General features: G+C 73.3%; 13 protein-coding genes. 7 read left to right on the forward strand and 6 right to left on the reverse strand.

The genetic code is table 11. From position 1 onward, the window contains the following. The coding region (locus GTY84_RS33985; protein ID WP_237532392.1) for a VWA domain-containing protein at positions 1–1,261 on the forward strand (1,261 nt) is incomplete at its 5' end. A 116-nt stretch (positions 1,262–1,377) separates the two neighbouring features. Further along, positions 1,378–3,102, forward strand: coding sequence for a methionine--tRNA ligase (gene metG / locus GTY84_RS18730; protein WP_161227445.1), 1,725 nt, complete (start codon positions 1,378–1,380; stop codon positions 3,100–3,102). A 62-nt stretch (positions 3,103–3,164) separates the two neighbouring features. Here metG and aspS read toward each other — a convergent pair whose 3' ends face one another. Then, positions 3,165–4,928, reverse strand: coding sequence for an aspartate--tRNA ligase (gene aspS / locus GTY84_RS18735; protein WP_161227446.1), 1,764 nt, complete (start codon positions 4,926–4,928; stop codon positions 3,165–3,167). 146 nt (positions 4,929–5,074) lie between these two features. Here aspS and GTY84_RS18740 point away from each other — a divergent pair, with 146 nt between their 5' ends. Continuing rightward, a complete protein-coding gene (locus GTY84_RS18740) occupies positions 5,075–7,222 on the forward strand; it encodes a SpoIIE family protein phosphatase (protein ID WP_161227447.1) in 2,148 nt (715 codons plus the stop codon). Here GTY84_RS18740 and GTY84_RS18745 read toward each other — a convergent pair. The 3 genes from GTY84_RS18745 to GTY84_RS18755 form a co-directional block, all read right to left on the reverse strand. Next, positions 7,156–8,238, reverse strand: a complete 1,083-nt coding sequence (locus GTY84_RS18745; protein ID WP_161227448.1) for an AI-2E family transporter — start codon at positions 8,236–8,238, stop codon at positions 7,156–7,158. The genes GTY84_RS18740 and GTY84_RS18745 overlap by 67 nt on opposite strands. Before the next feature lie 154 nt (positions 8,239–8,392). After that, on the reverse strand, positions 8,393–9,364 hold the full coding sequence (locus GTY84_RS18750; protein ID WP_161227449.1) for a pirin family protein: 972 nt from the start codon (positions 9,362–9,364) through the stop codon (positions 8,393–8,395). Positions 9,365–9,479: 115 nt separating this feature from the next. After that, the gene (locus GTY84_RS18755) at positions 9,480–9,947 is read right to left on the reverse strand and encodes an SseB family protein (protein WP_161227450.1); all 468 of its coding nucleotides are present in this window, start codon (positions 9,945–9,947) and stop codon (positions 9,480–9,482) included. A gap of 151 nt (positions 9,948–10,098) precedes the next feature. Here GTY84_RS18755 and GTY84_RS18760 point away from each other — a divergent pair, with 151 nt between their 5' ends. From GTY84_RS18760 to GTY84_RS18770, 3 genes are all read left to right on the forward strand, one after another. Beyond that, positions 10,099–11,925, forward strand: coding sequence for an acyl-CoA dehydrogenase (locus tag GTY84_RS18760; protein WP_161227483.1), 1,827 nt, complete (start codon positions 10,099–10,101; stop codon positions 11,923–11,925). 1,205 nt (positions 11,926–13,130) lie between these two features. After that, positions 13,131–14,429, forward strand: a complete 1,299-nt coding sequence (locus tag GTY84_RS18765) for a M18 family aminopeptidase (RefSeq protein WP_161227451.1) — start codon at positions 13,131–13,133, stop codon at positions 14,427–14,429. A 122-nt stretch (positions 14,430–14,551) separates the two neighbouring features. Next, the gene (locus GTY84_RS18770; protein ID WP_161227452.1) at positions 14,552–14,803 is read left to right on the forward strand and encodes a DUF6458 family protein; all 252 of its coding nucleotides are present in this window, start codon (positions 14,552–14,554) and stop codon (positions 14,801–14,803) included. A gap of 69 nt (positions 14,804–14,872) precedes the next feature. On the opposite strand, the gene GTY84_RS18775 is transcribed toward GTY84_RS18770, so the two are convergent. Beyond that, positions 14,873–16,678, reverse strand: coding sequence for an NHL domain-containing thioredoxin family protein (locus tag GTY84_RS18775; RefSeq protein WP_237532393.1), 1,806 nt, complete (start codon positions 16,676–16,678; stop codon positions 14,873–14,875). A gap of 90 nt (positions 16,679–16,768) precedes the next feature. On the opposite strand from GTY84_RS18775, the gene GTY84_RS18780 reads away from it, so the two are divergent. Then, a complete protein-coding gene (locus GTY84_RS18780) occupies positions 16,769–17,269 on the forward strand; it encodes an LURP-one-related family protein (protein ID WP_161227454.1) in 501 nt (166 codons plus the stop codon). Between the two features lie 418 nt (positions 17,270–17,687). On the opposite strand, the gene GTY84_RS18785 is transcribed toward GTY84_RS18780, so the two are convergent. After that, on the reverse strand, positions 17,688–18,482 hold the full coding sequence (locus GTY84_RS18785) for a carbon-nitrogen family hydrolase (protein WP_161227455.1): 795 nt from the start codon (positions 18,480–18,482) through the stop codon (positions 17,688–17,690). Positions 18,483–18,651: the final 169 nt, after the last annotated feature.

The following is an 18,651-nucleotide window of genomic DNA, read 5'->3' on the forward strand; positions in this document are numbered from 1 at the left end:
CACCGCCGGGGCCACCTCCGGAACGGGCGCGGAGACGGACGCCGCGTCCGGCCCCGGCGCCGAGACCGACACCGCGTCCGCCACCGAGACCGGGACGCCCGCCACGGCGGGGTCCGGAACCGGAGCGGAGACGCAGGCCGGAGCGGAGACGGAGGCCGGAGCGGAGACGGAGGCCGGAGCGGAGACGGAGGCCGGAGCGGAGACGGAGGCCGGAGCGGAGACGGAGGCCGGGACCGGGACCGACACCCCGACCGGCCCCGGGGACCAGGCCGCCACCGAGCCTGGGGCCGAGCCCACGACGGAGCCGACGACGGACGCCACGCCGCCCACCGGGGCCGCACCCCGGGCGGACGCCGCCGAGCCGGGGACGGACGCCGTGGCGGAGGTCGCACCGTCCGCCGGGGCCTCCGCGGAGGCCGCGCCCGCCACCGCCCCCGGGGCCCCGGCCGAGCCCGAGGCCGGGACAGTGGCCGCCGTGGCCGCAGCGGAGGTCGGGACCCCCGCCGGGCCCGAGGCCGAGGCGCCGGAACGGCCGGAGCACGCCCCGGTCCCCGCCGCCACCGAGGCGGACCCCGCCGACGCCGGGTCGGAGGCCCCCCGGCCCGCCGTCACCGCCGCGCGCCTGCGCAGCCGCGCCCCCGGCCTCAGCACGGCCTACAAGGCCGCCTCCGCCGCCCTCAGGAAGCACGGGCTGACCGGCGCCCGCGCCAAGGTCCACCTGGTCCTCGACCGCTCCGCCTCCATGCGCCCGTACTACAAGGACGGCTCCGCCCAGGCCCTCGCCGAGCAGACCCTCGCCCTCGCCGCCCACCTGGACCCCGAGGCGACGGTGCACGTCACCTTCTTCTCCACGGAGGTCGACGGCACCGGCGAGCTGAGCCTCACCGACCACGAGAACCGCGTCGACGAGCTGCACGCCTCGCTCGGGCGGATGGGCCGCACCAGCTACCACGCCGCGGTGGAGGCGGTCCTCGCCCGCCACGCGGAGGAGGCCCCCGGCACCCCCGCCCTGGTGGTCTTCCAGACCGACGGCGCCCCCGACGCCAAGACCCCCGCCACCCGGGCGCTCACCGAGGCGGCCGGGACCCACCCCGGGGCCTTCTTCTCCTTCGTCGCCTTCGGCGACCACGACAACAAGGCGTTCGACTACCTCCGCAGGCTGAAGGCGGCCAACGCGTCCTTCTTCCACGCGGGCCCCACCCCCCGCGAGCTCACCGACAAGCAGCTCTACGAGGGCGTCCTCGCCACCTGGCGCCCCTGACCCCGTCCCAGCCACCGGCCGCCCGCCTTCCACCCCGTGAAAAGGGAAGCGGGCGGCCCGCGCGTGTCGGATACGATTTCACGGTTCCATACATATCGACCTGGGAGCAGCCCCCGATGGCTCGACACCTCATCACCAGCGCCCTTCCGTACATCAACGGGATCAAGCACCTGGGCAACATGGTGGGGTCCATGCTCCCGGCGGACGTCTACTCCCGGTACCTGCGCCGGCGCGGCCACGAGGTGCTCTACATCTGCGCGACCGACGAGCACGGCACCCCCGCCGAGCTGGCCGCGAAGGAGCGGGGCGTCCCGGTCGACGTCTTCTGCTCCGAGGCGCACGACGCCCAGAAGGCGGTCTACGACGGCTTCGCCCTCGCCTTCGACCACTTCGGCCGCAGCTCCAGCACGCAGAACGTGGAGATCACCCAGCACTTCGCCCGGCGCCTCAACGAGAACGGTTTCATCGAGGAGCGCGCCATCCGCCAGGTGTACAGCCCGGCGGACGGCCGCTTCCTCCCGGACCGCTACGTGGAGGGCACCTGTCCGCACTGCGGCTACGACAAGGCCCGCGGCGACCAGTGCGAGAACTGCACCCGGGTCCTGGACCCGACCGACCTGATCAACCCGCGCTCCGCGATCTCCGGCTCCACCGAGCTGGAGGTCCGCGAGACCAAGCACCTCTTCCTCCTCCAGTCCAAGCTCCAGCACGAGGTCGAGGAGTGGGTGGCCCGGCACGAGGAGGAGTGGCCGCAGCTCGCCGCCTCCATCGCCCGCAAGTGGCTGAACGAGGGGCTGCACGACCGCGCGATCACCCGCGACCTGGACTGGGGCGTCCCGGTCCCCGCCGACACCTGGCCGGAGCTGGCGGCCGAGGGCAAGGTCTTCTACGTCTGGTTCGACGCCCCGATCGAGTACATCGGCGCCACCAAGGAGTGGGCGGACTCGGCGCCCGACGGCGAGACGCGGGACTGGAAGTCCTGGTGGTACGACGTGGACGACAGCGTCCGCTACACCGAGTTCATGGCCAAGGACAACGTCCCCTTCCACACCGTGATGTTCCCGGCGACCGAACTGGGCGTCCGCGAGCCGTGGAAGAAGGTCGACTACGTCAAGGCCTTCAACTGGCTGACGTACTACGGCGGCAAGTTCTCCACCTCCCAGAAGCGCGGCGTCTTCACCGACCAGGCCCTGGACATCCTGCCGGCCGACTACTGGCGCTACTTCCTCATCGCCAACGCCCCGGAGTCCGACGACTCGTCCTTCACCTGGGAGCACTTCACCACCACGGTGAACAAGGACCTGGCCGACACCCTCGGCAACTTCGTCAACCGGGTGCTGTCCTTCTCCAGGAAGCGCTTCGGCGACGAGGTCCCGGCGGGCGGCGAGCCCGGCGAGGCGGAGGCGGCGCTCGGCGAGGAGATCGCCCGGCTGCTCGCCGAGTACGAGACCCAGATGGAGGCGCTCCAGTTCCGCAAGGCGGCGGCGGCGCTGCGCGCCCTGTGGTCCGCGGGCAACTCCTACCTGGAGGAGAAGGCCCCCTGGCTGGAGATCAAGACCGACCAGGACGGCGCCGCGCTCACCCTGCGGACGGCGATGAACCTGATCCACCTGTACGCGGTGGTCTCGGAGCCCTTCATCCCCGCGTCCGCCACCGCGATGCGCCGGGCGTTCTCGCTGTCCGATGACACCGCGAGCTGGGTCACCCCCGAGGAGGCCCGCGCCCTCACCTCCGTGCCGGTCGGCACACCCTTCACCGTCCCGCCGGTCCTCTTCGCCAAGCTGACCGACGACGACCTGGCCGCCTACAAGGAGCGCTTCGGCGGCGAGCCCGGCGCCTGACGGTTCCCGACACGCCGGACGGCCCGGACCCCCATGGGGGTCCGGGCCGTCCGGCGTCGGGACTACTTGGGCTGCGGCTTGCGGATGGTGAGGTGCAGCTCGCGCAGCCGGGTCTCATCCAGCTCGGTCGGCGCGCCCATCATCAGGTCCTGGGCGTTGCCGTTGAGCGGGAAGGCGATCGTCTCGCGGATGTTGGGCTCGTCGGCCAGCAGCATGACGATGCGGTCGACGCCGGGGGCGATCCCGCCGTGCGGCGGGGCGCCGAAGCGGAAGGCCCGCAGCATGCCGGCGAACTCACGCTCCACCGTCTCCGCGTCGTAGCCGGCGATGGCGAACGCCTTGAGCATGATGTCCGGCTCGTGGTTCCGGATGGCTCCCGAGGACAGCTCGACACCGTTGCAGACGATGTCGTACTGCCAGGCCAGGATGTCCAGCGGGTCCTGGTTCTCCAGCGCGTCCAGACCGCCCTGCGGCATCGAGAACGGGTTGTGGGAAAAGTCGATCCGGCCCGTCTCCTCGTCCCGCTCGTACATCGGGAAATCGACGATCCAGCAGAACCGGAAGACGTTCTCCTCGAAGTGACCGGCGCGCCGGGCGGCCTCGACCCGCACCGCGCCCATGATCTTCGAGACCTCGTCGAAGTCGCCCGCGCCGAAGAACACCGCGTGCCCGGCGGCCAGCGACAGCCGCTCGGTCAGCTCCGCGACGTCGGCCTCGGTGAGGAACTTCGCGATGGGGCCGCTCAGCGTGCCGTCCTCGCCCACGCGCACCCAGGCCAGGCCCTTGGCGCCCTGGGAGACGGCGTAGTCACCAAGCTGGTCGAAGAACTTGCGCGGCTGGCCGGAGACGTCCGGCACCGGCAGGGCCCGGACGTGCTTGCCGGCGAACGCCTTGAACCCGGAGCCCTCGAAGACGTCGGTGATGTCGACGAGTTCCAGCTTGGCGCGCAGGTCCGGCTTGTCGGAGCCGTACTTCAGCATCGCCTCGCGGAACGGGATGCGCGGGAACGGCGAGGTGACCTCGCGGCCGCCGCCGAACTCCGTGAACAGCTCCGTCATGAGCTGCTCGATGGGACGGAACACGTCCTCCTGCTCGACGAAGCTCATCTCGACGTCGAGCTGGTAGAACTCGCCGGGCGAGCGGTCGGCGCGGGCGTCCTCGTCGCGGAAGCAGGGCGCGATCTGGAAGTAGCGGTCGAAGCCCGAGATCATCAGCAGTTGCTTGAACTGCTGCGGGGCCTGCGGCAGCGCGTAGAAGCGGCCCGCGTGCAGCCGGGAGGGGACCACGAAGTCACGGGCGCCCTCCGGGGAGGTGGCCGTGAGGATCGGCGTCGCCATCTCGTTGAAGCCGAGCGCCACCATCTTGTGGCGGATCGCGGAGATGACCGCGGTGCGCAGCATGATGTTGCGGTGCATGCGCTCGCGCCGCAGGTCCAGGAAGCGGTACTCCAGGCGCCGCTCCTCGTTGACCCCGTCCTCGGTGTTGATGGTGAACGGCAGCGGCTGGGCGGCGCCGAGCAGCTCGACCTCGCCCACCTCGACCTCGATCTCACCGGTGGGGAGGTCGGGGTTGACGTTCTCGGCACCGCGCGAGACGACCTTGCCGTCGACCCGAACGGTCGACTCCTTGGTCAGCTTGTCCAGCGCCTCGTAGGACTCCGTGCCGGGGCGGGCGACGAGCTGCGTGATGCCGTAGTGGTCGCGCAGATCGATGAAGAGGATGCCGCCCAGGTCGCGCCGATTGTGCAGCCAGCCACTCAGCCGGACGTCGGTGCCGACGTCAGTGGAGCGGAGCTCGCCGCAGGTGTGGGACCTGTACCGATGCATCGTCGTTCATCCAGCCTTCGCGGATCGGGGTCTGTGTTTCACGTGAAACAACCCCAGCGTACCGGGCACCCGCCGGCCGGCTCCCCACCCCGGCGGCCGGGAGCGACGGGTGGCAGCCTCCGATCACCCCTTCTTAGAGTGGTGCAATGCGCACTGGTGAGCCCCTGCCCGAGGTGGGGGCCGTCCTCTCTGCTCTCGCGACCGGTCTGTGGCACTGGGACACCGCCGCGGGCGTGGTCTCCGTCGACGCGGAGGCGGCCCGGCTGCTCGGGCTGCCCGCGGAACCGACGGTGCTCACCGAGGCCCAGGTGCGGGCCCGGCTGCACCCCGCGGACTGGAACGAGATCACCGGGGTGGTGCGGCTCGCCGTCGCCGAGGGCACCCTCGCCGAGAACCGGGTCCGGGTCATGGACGAGCGCAGCCGCGTGGTCAGGGTGGTGCGCAGCCGCTCCAAGCCGTCCTTCGACCCCGTCCGCAAGGCGTACGAGCTGATCGGCACCCTCCAGGAGGTCACCGAGCCCTCGCCGGGCACCCCGGCCGGGCGCAGCGCGGTCACCGGCGACTGGCGGCGCTCCCGGGAGGCGTTCCTGCTGGACGCGGGCCGGGCGCTGGCCGAGGCACGGTCCACGGAGGAGGTGCTGAGGGTCGCGGCGGGGCTGTCGATGCCGGGGTTCTCCCCGGACGGGCTCGCGGTGTTCGGGATGAACGGCGACCGGCTCACGGTGATCGGACACCACGGCCAGCAGATGCCGGACGACAGCCCGTTCCCCCACATGCCGCTGGACACGGACTACCCGGCGGCCGAGGTGGTCCGCACCGGCCGTGCCGTCTACCTCACCTCGCCCGAGGAGTACCGCTCCCGCTACCCGATCACCTGGCCGCTCGCGGAGCACTTCGGCCGCCGGTCCTGGGCCTTCCTGCCGCTGGTCTCGGGGGGCCGCACCATGGGCGCCTGGCTGGCGGCGTTCAGCTACCCGGTCACCTTCACCCCGGACGAGCGGTCGGTGCTGACCACGGTGGCCCGGATGCTGGCCCAGGCCCTCTCCCGGGCGGGCGCCGCCGAGACCCAGCGGGAGCTGACCGACGGGCTCCAGCGCACCATGCTGCCCATGCTGGGCCCCGGGATCCCCGGCATGGGCGTCGCCGCCCGCTATGTGCCCACCGGCGGGGGGCTCCAGGTCGGCGGTGACTGGTACGACGTCATCCCGCTGCCCAGCGGGCGCTTCGCCCTGGTCATCGGCGACGTGCAGGGCCATGACGTGCGAGCGGCCGGGCTGATGGGCCAGTTGCGCATCGCCCTGCGTGCCTACGCCTCGGAGGGCCACCGCCCCGACGCGGTGCTCGCCCGTGCCTCCCGCTTCTTCTACGGGGTCACCCAGGCCGACGCCGGCTCCGACGACTCCCGCTTCGCCACCTGCTTCTACGCCGAGGTGGACCCGGTGACGGGCACGGTGGAGAGCGCGCGGGCCGGGCACGTGGACCCCGTCGTCCTGATGGCGGACGGCACCGCCCTGATCCGCGCCACTGCGGGCGGACTGCCGCTCGGCATCGACCCAGACTCCGACTATCCGACGACGCGGCTGGCCCTGGAGCCGGGCGACACCCTGATGCTGTGCACGGACGGTCTGATCGAGACCGGCGGCCACGACCTGTTCACCGGCTGGCTCCGGCTGCGGGCCATCCTGGAGCGGCACCGGGGCGATCTGGAGGCACTGGCCGACGCCCTGGTCCAGGCGGTGCACGGGCCGCCGTCGCACCATGTGCCCGGCCCGCTGGCCGACCGCCGGGAGGACGACATCGCCCTCCTGCTGCTGTCCCGGCGGAGCACCGAGGGCGGCGCCGTACCGGTCCCCGTGCGGCGCACCATGCTCACCGTGGCGCAGGCCGAGCCGGAGCGGATCGCCACCGCCCGGCGGCATCTGCGGGACCTGCTGCACGACTGGACCGACGAGGAGCAGCGGGACGCGGCGGTGCTGCTGCTCTCCGAGACGCTGACCAACGTCCTGGTGCACACCGACGCGGACGCCCTGCTGGTCGCGGAGGTCACCGGCGAGCCGGGCGGGCGGCGCATCCGGGTGGAGGTCACCGACAGCGGGGCGGATCTGCCGCACCGGCGCAGCCCGGGGGAGATGGCCTCCTCGGGGCGCGGGCTGCTGCTGATCGAGCTGCTCGCCCACGAGTGGGGCGTCGCCCCACGCGGGGGCAGCAAGAGCATCTGGTTCACGATCTACGAGTCCGCCGCACCGGGACCGGACGCCGGGGCGGCCGGGGGCGGCGGCGCGCCCTCGGTGTAGCGCGCCCGGAGTTCGTGGACGATCCCGAAGGCGGCGGCGGTGAGCGGCACGGCCAGCAGCATGCCCAGGATCCCGGCCACCGAGGCCCCGGCGGTGATCGCCAGCAGGACGACGGCGGGGTGCATCTGCACCGTGCGGCTCTGGATCATCGGCTGGAGCACGTGCCCCTCCAGCAGTTGCACGGCGAGCACCACACCGAGGGCCCACAGCCCGATGACGAACCCCCGGTCGGCGAGGGCGACGAGCACGGCCACGGTCCCGGAGATGAAGGCACCGAGGTAGGGGATGTAGGCGCCGACGAAGACCAGCGCGCCGAGCCCGACCGCGCCCGGCACCCGGAGCACCAGCAGGCCGACCGTGATGCACAGGGCGTCGATGAGGGCGATGAGGGTGGTGCCCCGCATGAAGCCCTCCACCGCCCCGAAGGCCCTCCTGGCCATGGCCTCGACGAGATCGGCGCCGCGCGCGGGGACGAGGGCGCGGAGGGTGCCGACGGCGCGGTCGGAGTCGCGCAGGAAGAAGAAGACCAGCAGCAGGGCGAGGACGGCCATGGCGAGCATCTCGCCGACCACGCTCACCCCGGTGAGCACCCCGGAGGCGGCGGTGCCGCCGAACTTGGCGAGGAGTTCGCGGGAGTTGGAGGCGAGGTCGTCGAGCGAGGTGCCGGCCGCCCCGAAGTGGTCGGCGATGCTCCGGGCCGCCTCCTTCAGCGAGGCGACGATCTGGTCGCCGGAGTCGACGAGCGCGGCGACCACGATGTAGACCGCCCCGCCCACCACGGCCACCACGGCGACGCAGGTCAGCCCGGCGGCCAGCGAGCGCTGCACCCGGGCCGCGACCAGCCGCCGGTGCAGGGGGCCGAGCAGGGCGGTGCCGAGCAGCGCGAGCAGAACGGGGGTCACGGCGGTGCGGAAGACGACGCAGAGCCGGACGGCGACGTAGCCGGCACCGCTGACGAGCAGGGCGACGGCGCACCAGGCGGCGAAGCGGCGTACCGGACCGGGGAGCGTCTGCACGCCCCCAGCCGATCACGCACCGTCCCGGCTGTCCTGCGCGGACGGCCCGCCCGGGTGAGCCGCGGCCGGGCCGCAGGGCGGCGGTCGGCCGGGCCGCGAACGCGCGCGGCCGGGCCGCCCCGGAGCGGGGCGGCCCGGCCGCGGGCGGTGGGTCCTACAGCCCGCCCTCGGACATCCCGTGCACCGCCGGGACGGTGCCCAGGCGGCCCTTCTGGAAGTCCTCGAACGCCTGCTGGAGCTCCTCGCGGGTGTTCATGACGAACGGGCCGTAGTGGGCCATGGGCTCACGGATGGGCCGACCGCCGAGCAGCACGACCTCCAGGTCGGGGGTGTTCGCGTCCTGCTTCTCGTCCGCGCGGACGGTCAGTGAGGAACCGGCGCCGAAGACCGCGGTCTGGCCCAGGTGGACCGGACGGCGCTCGGCGCCCACGGAGCCGCGGCCGGCCATCACATAGGCGAGGCCGTTGAACTCCTCCCGCCAGGGCAGGGTGATCTCGGCGCCCGGCGCCAGCGTGGCGTGGACCATGGTGATCGGCGTGTGGGTGACGCCGGGACCCTCGTGGCCGTCCAGTTCCCCGGCGATGACGCGCAGCAGCGCGCCGCCGTCGTGGGAGGTCAGGAGCTGGACGCTGCCGCCGCGGATGTCCTGGTAGCGGGGGGCCATCATCTTGTCCTTGGCCGGCAGGTTCACCCAGAGCTGGAGCCCGTGGAACAGGCCGCCGGACACCACCAGCGACTCCGGCGGCGCCTCGATGTGCAGCAGGCCCGAGCCCGCGGTCATCCATTGGGTGTCGCCGTTGGTGATGGTTCCGCCGCCGCCGTGGCTGTCCTGGTGGTCGAAGGTTCCGTCGATGATGTAGGTGACGGTCTCGAAGCCGCGGTGGGGGTGCCAGGGGGTGCCCTTGGGCTCTCCCGGCGCGTACTCCACCTCACCCATCTGGTCCATCATGATGAACGGGTCGAGGTGACGGTAGTTGATGCCCGCGAACGCGCGGCGCACCGGGAAGCCCTCCCCCTCGAAACCGCCGGGCGCGGTGGTGACGGTGAGCACGGGACGTGCCACGGCGTCCGCGGATGCGGCCACACGGGGCAGCGTCAACGGGTTCTCGACGGTTACTGCGGGCATGTCGATACCTCCTCGGTTGCGACCACTCTAGTTGAACATTGAACTTCCTGCCACCCGGAACGCGAGGAGCCCGGAGGACATTCCCTCCGGGCTCCGCTCCGCCTCGCGGCACCGGTCAGCCGTACATGCGGCGCATCGCGAAGTCGACCATCTGCTCGACCGCCTTGGCGTCGAACACCATCCGGTGCTCCCCCTCCATGTCCAGCACGAAGCCGTAGCCCGTCGGCAGCAGGTCGATCACCTCGGCCCCGGTGATCACGAAGTACTTGGACTCCTTGCCCGCGTACCGCCGCAGCTCCTTGAGCGAGGTGAACATCGGGATCACCGGCTGCTGGGTGTTGTGCAGGGCGAGGAAGCCGGGGTTGTCGCCGCGCGGGCAGTAGACCTTCGAGGTGGCGAAGATCTGCTGGAAGTCCTCCGCCGCCATCTGCCCGGTGGTGAAGGCGCGCACGGCGTCCGCCAGCGAGGGCGGGGACGGCTCGGGGTAGAGGGGCGGCTGCTGCTGCCCGTACCCGCCGGACATCGGCTGCTGGGGCGGGGCGTACTGCTGCTGCGGGCCCGCGGTCTGGTCGTAGCCGTACATGCCGCACAGAGTAACGAGTAACGAGTCACAGATGGACGAGTCGGGGTTGCTTCTTATTACTGGCGGGTAGCATATTGGAGACTACTAGTTGGTACGTGAACGCAGGAGCGAGGAGCGAGTGCCTCGCCGATCTCTCAACGGAGCCGTCGCCATGGGGCACTACAAGCCGAATCTCCGGGACATCGAGTTCAACCTCTTCGAGGTACTGGGCCGCGACAAGGTGTACGGCACGGGCCCGTTCACCGAGATGGACGCCGACACCGCCAGGAGCGTCCTGGAGGAGCTGACCCGCCTCTCCGAGAACGAGCTGGCCGAGTCCTTCGCCGACGCCGACCGCAACCCGCCGGTCTTCGACCCGGAGACGGGCACCGCGCCGCTCCCCGCCTCCTTCAGGAAGAGCTACCAGGCCTTCATGGACTCCGAGTACTGGCGGCTCGGCCTGCCCGAGGAGATCGGCGGCACCACCTCTCCCCGCTCCCTGATCTGGGCCTACGCGGAGCTGATCCTCGGCGCCAACCCGGCGATCTGGATGTACTCCTCCGGCCCGGCCTTCGCCGGCATCCTCTTCGAGGAGGGCAACGAGGCGCAGAAGCAGATCGCGAAGATCGCCGTCGAGCGCCAGTGGGGCTCCACCATGGTCCTCACCGAGCCCGACGCCGGTTCGGACGTCGGTGCCGGCCGCACCAGGGCCCTGCCCCAGGAGGACGGCTCCTGGCACATCGAGGGCGTCAAGCGCTTCATCACGTCCGGCGAGCACGACATGTCGGAGAACATCCTCCACTACGTCCTCGCCCGCCCCGAGGGCGCCGGCCCCGGCACCAAGGGACTCTCCCTCTTCCTGGTCCCGAAGTACGAGTTCGACCCCGGGACCGGCGAGCTGGGCGAGCGCAACGGCGTGTACGCCACCAACGTCGAGCACAAGATGGGCCTGAAGGCCTCCAACACCTGCGAGATGACCTTCGGCGACCGCCACCCCGCCCGGGGCTGGCTGATCGGCGACCGGCACGACGGCATCCGCCAGATGTTCCGCATCATCGAGTTCGCCCGCATGATGGTCGGCACGAAGGCGATCTCCACCCTCTCCACCGGCTACCTCAACGCCCTGGAGTACGCCAAGGAACGCGTCCAGGGCCCCGACCTGGCCGACTTCATGGACAAGAGCGCGCCCAAGGTCACCATCACCCACCACCCCGACGTGCGCCAGTCGCTGATGACGCAGAAGGCGTACGCCGAGGGCATGCGCGCCCTGGTGATGTACACCGCCTCCGTGCAGGACGACATCCAGGTCAAGGAGGCGGAGGGCGAGGACGCCGGTGCCGAGCACGCGCTGAACGACCTGCTCCTGCCCATCGTCAAGGGCTACGGCTCCGAGAAGGCCTACGAGCAGCTCGCCCAGTCGCTCCAGACCTTCGGCGGCTCCGGCTTCCTGCAGGAGTACCCGATCGAGCAGTACATCCGCGACGCCAAGATCGACACCCTGTACGAGGGCACCACCGCGATCCAGGGCCAGGACTACTTCTTCCGCAAGATCGTCCGCAACCAGGGCGCCGCGCTGAACGGGCTCGCGGAGGACATCAAGAAGTTCCTGGCGCTGGCCACCGGCGGCGAGGAGCTGGCCACCGCCCGCGAGCACCTGGCCAAGGCCGCCGTGGAGCTGGAGGCCATCGTCGGCCTGATGCTCACCGACCTCGCGGCCACCGAGCAGGACGTCAGGAGCATCTACAAGGTCGGGCTGAACACCACCCGCCTGCTGCTCGCCTCCGGCGACGTGGTCATCGGCTACCTGCTCCTCAAGGGCGCGGCCATCGCCGCCGAGAAGCTGCCGAACGCCTCCGCCAAGGACCGGGCCTTCTACACGGGCAAGATCGCGGCGGCGAAGTTCTTCGCCTCCCGCGTCCTGCCCGGCGTCACCCTGGCCCGCAAGGTCGCGCAGGGCGTCGAGCTGGACCTGATGGACCTGGACGAGTCGGCGTTCTGACCCCACGGAGCGGGCGCGGCCGGAGCCGCGCTCTCCCCGGGAGGCCGCCGGGGCACCACCCGGCGGCCGCCCGCCGGATCACGCCGGGGGCAACCGGGGCGGCTTCCGGCCGGGAGCGGTGCGGCTCCGGGACGGCTTCCCGCCGGGGCGGTCCCGTCTTGTCGGGACGGCTGCGGCCCCGCCCGGCGGAGGCTCCGGTCCGGGTCGGGGGCACGGACGGCTTCCCGCCGGGCGGTTACGGGCGGCTTCCCGCCACCAGGGGACGCCGGAGCCCGCCCGGGGCGGCTTCCCGCCGGGGCGGTTCCGGGACCTCCGGGACAGTTCCGGGCCCTCCGGGGCGGCTTCCCCGCCGGGGGACGCCGGAGCCCGCCCGCAGGGCGGCCTCCCGCCGGGGCGGTTCCGGGACCTCCGGGGCGGCTTCCCCGCCGGGGTACGCCGGAGCCCGCCCGCGGGGCGGCCTCCCGCCGGGGCTCCGACCGCTCCCGCCGGCGTCGGTGCCGGGACGGCGGTTCCGCTCCGGAGCGGCCGCCCGCCCATGCTCTTCCCCCTACCGGGGCGGCTCCCCCCTGCCGGGGTGGGCCTCCCCCGCGGGCGGGCATTGCCCCCGCCCCGCCGGGCCTGTCCCGAGGCCCGGCTCCGGTGCCCGCTCCGGCCCCTGCCCCCCGGGGGCCGGAGCGGGCGGCCGGTCCCCGCGCGGCCGGGGAGCGCCCGGGTGGGCCGCCGGACTCTGCCGGGCGGGCACGGGGCCGCAGCGGCTCCGCCCGTTCCCGCGACATGACCGGTCCCGGTGCCGCGGGGCGCCCACACCGGGCGGGGCCCGAGAACCCGGGTCCCCTCCGCACGGCCGGTGCGGGCCCCGGACGGCCGTCCCCGGCCCAGGACCCTCCGGTCCACCCGGCGCGGACCGGGCTCGGCAAGGCTCCGGGCCGACCCGGCCCACCCGGGCTCCGGCCCACCCCCGGCCCACCCCCGACCTGGACCGGAGCCTCCGCCGGGTGGGTCCGCAGCCGCCCCGACAGGACCGGAGGTCTGGGATCCAGTGACCGGAGGGGTAGATTCCGCTGTCCGGAATCCTGTCCTCAGTTGCCCTTCCGTACCAACTCCCCTGCTCTCACCGCCGGTCCGCACTGCCTCTCCGTCCCCCCGCCCGGACCCGCTTCCGGCAGACGGGGGACGGGCGCTCATCCGTCGTTAAGGTGAACCCCATGAGCGAACCCCCCCGCTTCGACCGCGGCCACACGGACGACCTGATGACCTTCCTGGGTGCGAGCCCCACGCCGTACCACGCGGTGGCCCACACCGCCGGTCGGCTGGAGAAGGCCGGCTTCCGGCAGGTCGCGGAGACGGACGCCTGGGAGGGGACCGCCGGCGGCAAGTACGTGCTGCGCGGCGGCGCGATCGTGGCCTGGTACGTCCCCGAGGGCGCCGCGCCGCACACCCCCTTCCGCGTCATCGGCGCCCACACGGACTCCCCCAACCTCCGGGTGAAGCCGCGCCCCGACACCGGCGCGCACGGCTGGCGCCAGATCGCCGTGGAGATCTACGGCGGGCCGCTGATGAACTCCTGGCTCGACCGCGACCTGGGCCTGGCCGGACGGCTGTCGCTGCGCGACGGCTCCACCCGCCTGGTCAACGTCGACCGCCCCCTGCTGCGGGTCCCCCAGCTCGCCATCCACCTGGACCGCTCGGTCTCCGCCGACGGCCTCAAGCTGGACAAGCAGCGCCACCTCCAGCCCGTCTGGGGCCTCGGCGACACCGTCCGCGACGGCGACCTCATCGCCTTCCTGGAGGAGGAGGCCGGTCTCGCTCCCGGCGAGGTCACCGGCTGGGACCTGATGACCCACTCCGTGGAGCCCCCGGCGTACCTGGGCCGCGACCGGGAGCTGGTGGCCGGCCCCCGGATGGACAACCTGCTCTCCGTGCACGCCGGGGCCGCCGCCCTGGCCGCCGTCGCCGCCTCCGGCGCCGACCTGCCGTACATCCCCGTCCTGGCCGCCTTCGACCACGAGGAGAACGGCTCCCAGTCGGACACCGGCGCCGACGGCCCCCTGCTCGGCGGGGTGCTGGAGCGCTCGGTGTTCGCCCGCGGCGGCGCCTACGAGGAGCGGGCCCGCGCCTTCGCCAGCACTGTCTGCCTCTCCTCCGACACCGGCCACGCCGTCCACCCCAACTACGCCGAGCGGCACGACCCGACGCACCACCCCCGGGTCAACGGCGGCCCCATCCTCAAGGTCAACGTCAACAACCGCTACGCCACCGACGGCTCCGGCCGCGCGGTCTTCGCCGCCGCCTGCGAGAAGGCGGACGTCCCCTTCCAGACCTTCGTCTCCAACAACTCCATGCCCTGCGGCACCACGATCGGCCCCATCACCGCCGCCCGGCACGGCATCCGCACCGTCGACATCGGGGTGGCCATCCTCTCCATGCACAGCGCGCGGGAGCTGTGCGGCGCCGACGACCCGCACCTGCTCGCCAACGCGCTCACGGCCTTCCTGACGGGCTGACGCCCCGTCCGCCGAGGGCCGGAACGCCCGTGCGCCGCATGGGTGTTCCGGCCCGGGGTACCCGATCGCCACCGGATCGACCGGAGAACCGGGCAGACCGGACCTACAGGGAGGCGACACTCATGGGCCTCGGCGGATGCATCATCCTCATCGCCGTGGGAGCCATCCTCGCGTTCGCGACCGACTGGGACATGCAGGGGGTCAACCTCGACCTCGTCGGCGTGATCTTCATGGTCGTCGGCCTGATCGGCGTCGCGACGTTCAGCAGCATCGCGCGCCGCCGCCGCGTCATCATGCCGCCGGCGACCCCGGTCGTCGAGGAACGGCCCCACCACCACACCCGCGACGGCTACCACGACGGCTACGGCGTCTGAGCGGCGCCGTGCCCGGGCGCGGAACACCCGGGACCGGCGCCGCCGCGCCCGCCCGTCGTCCGGCGGCCGTCAGGCGTCCAGCCCCGCCAGGACCAGCGGCAGCCGGTCCGCGCCGCCCCCGGTGAGCCGGACCGGGACGCCCCAGTCCTGCTGGTGCACATGGCAGGCCGGGTACGGGTTCTCCGGGTCGTCGTCGCAGGAGGCCGCCATCGCGGAGACGTGCAGCACCCCTTCCGGGACGGACGGGTCGAGGTCGAGGACCCGGGACAGCCCGGTGCCCGCGCCCTCGCCGCCGCGCAGCAGACCGGGCGGGGTGGAGGAGACCAGCAGCCGGGTCGAGGGCCCGTAGCGGGTGTCGAGCTTCTGCCCGGCGGGCGCCTCGAAGACCACGTCCAGCCGCAGCGGCCCCGGCGCCACCTCGGTGGGCTCGCGCCGGGTGCGGTGGGCGACGGCCTCCACCCGCACCGCCTCCTCCGGCAGCCTGAGCCGGGTCAGGCGGTGCCGGGCCGACTCCACGACCACGATGTCGTCACCGGCCAGCACCGCGCCGCTGGGCTCGCGCAGATCCGTGGCCAGCGTGGTCACCTCGCCGGTCGCCGGATCGTAGCGGCGCAGCGCGTGGTTGTAGGTGTCGCTGACGGCGACCGAGCCGTCCGGCAGCGCGGTGACGCCCAGCGGATGCTGGAACAGGGCCTGCCCGGCGGCGCCGTCCCGGTGCCCGAAGTCGAACAGGCCGGTGCCGACGGCGGTGCGCACGGTGCCGTCCGGCTCCACCCAGCGCAGGGCGGAGGTCTCGGAGTCGGCGACCCAGAGCCGCTCGGGCGTGGCCGCGAGCCCGGACGGCTGGGCGAACCAGGCCTCGGCGCCGGGCCCGTCGACGAGCCCCTCGTTGGTGGTGCCCGCGGTGACGGCGACGGTGTCCGCGGCGGGATCGTACGCCCAGAGCTGGTGGACGCCGGCCATGGCGATCCAGACCCGGCCGCGCCACCACGCGACGTCCCACGGCGAGGACAGGCTGACCTCGCGGGCCGGGCCCGAGGAGGGCTCGCCCTGCATCCACTGGCGGCCGGTCCCGGCCGGCGTGGTGACCTCGCCGGTGGCCGGGTCGAGACGGCGCAGCGCGTGGTTCACGGTGTCGGCGACGACCACCGAGCCGTCCTCCAGGAGGGCGAGGCCCTGCGGCTCGTTGAAGGAGGCGGTGGCGGCCGTGCCGTCCGCGAAGCCGCGCTCCCCGCCGCCGATCCGGCGCACCACGCTCTCGCCGTCCTCCGCCAGCTCCACCACCTGGTGCCGGGTGGTGTCGCTGACCAGGAAGTTCCCGGACGGCAGCAGCAGCGCCCGGCCGGGGAAGCGCAGGGTGGTCGGCTGCGGCTCCGGCGCCACGTACGGGCCGTCACCGCGCCGCAGCGTGCCCTTGGCCGCGTGCTCCTCCTCCAGCTCGGCCACCAGCCGCTCGATGGCGTGCGCATGGCCCTCGCCCGCGTGCTGGGCGACGACATAGCCCTCGGGGTCGATCACGACGAGCGTCGGCCAGGCCCGCACCGCGTACTGCTTCCAGGTGGCCAGCTCGGGATCGTCCAGCACGGGGTGCTCCACGCCGTACCGCTCGACGGCGTCGACGACGGCCCGGTGCTCGGCCTCGTGCACGAACTTCGGCGAGTGCACGCCGACGATCACGACGGTGTCCCGGTGCCTCTCCTCCAGCTCGCGCAGCTCGTCGAGGACGTGCAGGCAGTTCACACAGCAGAACGTCCAGAAGTCCAGCACGACGATCCGTCCCCGCAGCGCCGCGAGGTCCAGGTCCCTGCCACCGGTGTTGATCCATCCGCCGCCGCCGGTCAGCTCGGGGGCGCGGACGCGTGCACGTGAAGCCATGCCCACATCCAACGCCATCGGTGCCCGGCGCGATTCCCCGGGCTCCCCGCCCGGCGGTACGGGCCGGGCCGGGCGGGGAAGCCGTCCGGCATGAGATTTCTCGTGTACGACCGGCTGCTCGGCATCGGCGACGACCACTGGATCGAGGACACCGACGGCAACAAGGTGTACCTCGTCGACGGCAAGGCCCTGCGGCTGCGGGACACCTGGGAGCTGAAGGACGCCCGCGGGCGCGTCCTCATCGACATCCACCGGAAGATGTTCGCGCTGCGCGACACGATGGTGATCGAGCGGGACGGGGAGCCGCTGGCCGTCATCCGGCGCAAGCGGCTGTCGCTGCTGCGCAACCACTTCCGGGTGGAGCTGGCCGACGGCACCGAGCTGGACGTCAGCGGGAAGATCCTCGACCGGGAGTTCGCCGTCGAGTACGACGGCGAACTGCTGGCCGTCGTCTCGCGGCGCCTGCTGACCCTGCGCGACACCTACGGCGTGGACGTGGTCCGGGACGACGCGGACCCGGCGCTGCTGATCGCGCTGGCGGTCTGCGTGATCCAGCTCGCGGAACGCGAACGGGAGAAGGGGGACGACTGAGGAACCGGGGGCGGCCGGGGGCCGGGGGCGGCCGGGGGCCGGGGTCTCGGTCCCCGGCCTCTCCCCGCGTTCCGGTTTCCGGAGACGTTCCCGGGACGCGAGCCCTGCCCGTCCGGGAGAGGCGATTCCTCCCCCGAGCCGTCCGGGAGAGGCGAGCCCCGCCCCGGGCCGCCCGCCGCCGGCCTCCGGACCCGGGCCGCGCGGCGCCGGGCGCGTCCGACCGGCACTCCCGGCGCACCCGCCCCGGGCCTCGGAGGCCCCGGCCTCGGGGCCCTTCCGCCCACGGCCCGGGGGCGCATCCACCCGGCCGGGACGCCCGGCGGGGAAGCCCGGCGGGGAAGCCCAGCGAGGCCATCCGGCCCGGGAGCCCGCGCCCCACGCACCCGCACCCGCACCCGCACCCGCAGCCGCACCCGTGTCAGCGGCGCGGCGCCTCCACGCCCAGGACGCGGTCCTTCAAGGCCGGGAACCGGTCCCGGGTCTCCGCGACCCGCTCCGGCTCCAGCTCGACCGTGAGGACCTCCTCGCCCGCCCCGGCCTCCGCCAGCACCTCGCCCCACGGGTCCACCACGATCGAGTGACCCGACTGCGGAACTCCGGCGTGCGTCCCGGACGTTGCACACGCGAGGACGAACGCCTGGTTCTCCACGGCCCGCGCGCGGGCCAGCAGCGTCCAGTGGGAGCGGCGGCGCTCCGGCCAGCCCGCCGGGACGACGAGCGTCTCGGCACCGGCGGTGACCAGGCCGCGGAAGAGTTCGGGGAAGCGGAGGTCGTAACAGGTCGCCAGGCCCAGCGTGGTCCACGGCAGAGGCGCCGTCACCAGTGTGTCGCCCGCGCCCATCAGCGTGGCCTCGCCCTTGTCGAAGCCGAAGCGGTGGATCTTGCGGTAGGAGGCGGCCAGGTCGCCGGAGGGGGAGAAGAGGAGCGAGGTGTTGAAGAGGGTGCCGTCGGCGGCCCGCTCCGGGATGGAGCCCGCGTGCAGCCAGACGCCCGCGGCCCGCGCCGCCTCCGCCATCGCCCCGTGCGTCGGGCCCGCCAGCGGCTCGGCCGCGCCGTCGAACGCGTCGAAGGCGAAGGCGCCGGTGGTCCACAGTTCGGGCAGGACGACGAGGTCGTCGCCCGCCCTGGCGCGTACCAGCGCGGCGGCCCGCGCTCGGCGGTCCGCGACCGATTCGTCGTCGTTCACGGCGATCTGGATCAGAGAGGCGCGCACACTACCACCGTCCTGGCATTCGAGCCGTCCACTCGGGCCTACGATCGTCACACGAAAGCACTGCCGGGGTGCCGCACATCAGCGTAACTTGGGGGTCCCACCCGGATCGAACGCAGTCGAGAGCCGGGGGAGCTCCCCGCCGCCGACCGCGGCCGCCTCCCGCCGGCAC

It is taken from the genome of Streptomyces sp. SID8352, assembly GCF_009862265.1.
GTDB lineage: Bacteria > Actinomycetota > Actinomycetes > Streptomycetales > Streptomycetaceae > Streptomyces.

What these genes read in the sequence shown, in the direction of transcription:
- GTY84_RS18775 (WP_237532393.1), bottom strand. Translation starts at nt 16,678, where the DNA reads ATGGCTTCACGTGCACGCGTCCGCGCCCCCGAGCTGACCGGCGGCGGC.
- aspS (WP_161227446.1), bottom strand. Translation starts at nt 4,928, where the DNA reads ATGCATCGGTACAGGTCCCACACCTGCGGCGAGCTCCGCTCCACTGAC.
- GTY84_RS18780 (WP_161227454.1), top strand. Translation starts at nt 16,769, where the DNA reads ATGAGATTTCTCGTGTACGACCGGCTGCTCGGCATCGGCGACGACCAC.
- GTY84_RS18740 (WP_161227447.1), top strand. Translation starts at nt 5,075, where the DNA reads ATGCGCACTGGTGAGCCCCTGCCCGAGGTGGGGGCCGTCCTCTCTGCT.
- GTY84_RS18760 (WP_161227483.1), top strand. Translation starts at nt 10,099, where the DNA reads ATGGGGCACTACAAGCCGAATCTCCGGGACATCGAGTTCAACCTCTTC.
- GTY84_RS18755 (WP_161227450.1), bottom strand. Translation starts at nt 9,947, where the DNA reads ATGTACGGCTACGACCAGACCGCGGGCCCGCAGCAGCAGTACGCCCCG.
- GTY84_RS18750 (WP_161227449.1), bottom strand. Translation starts at nt 9,364, where the DNA reads ATGCCCGCAGTAACCGTCGAGAACCCGTTGACGCTGCCCCGTGTGGCC.
- GTY84_RS18765 (WP_161227451.1), top strand. Translation starts at nt 13,131, where the DNA reads ATGAGCGAACCCCCCCGCTTCGACCGCGGCCACACGGACGACCTGATG.
- metG (WP_161227445.1), top strand. Translation starts at nt 1,378, where the DNA reads ATGGCTCGACACCTCATCACCAGCGCCCTTCCGTACATCAACGGGATC.
- GTY84_RS18770 (WP_161227452.1), top strand. Translation starts at nt 14,552, where the DNA reads ATGGGCCTCGGCGGATGCATCATCCTCATCGCCGTGGGAGCCATCCTC.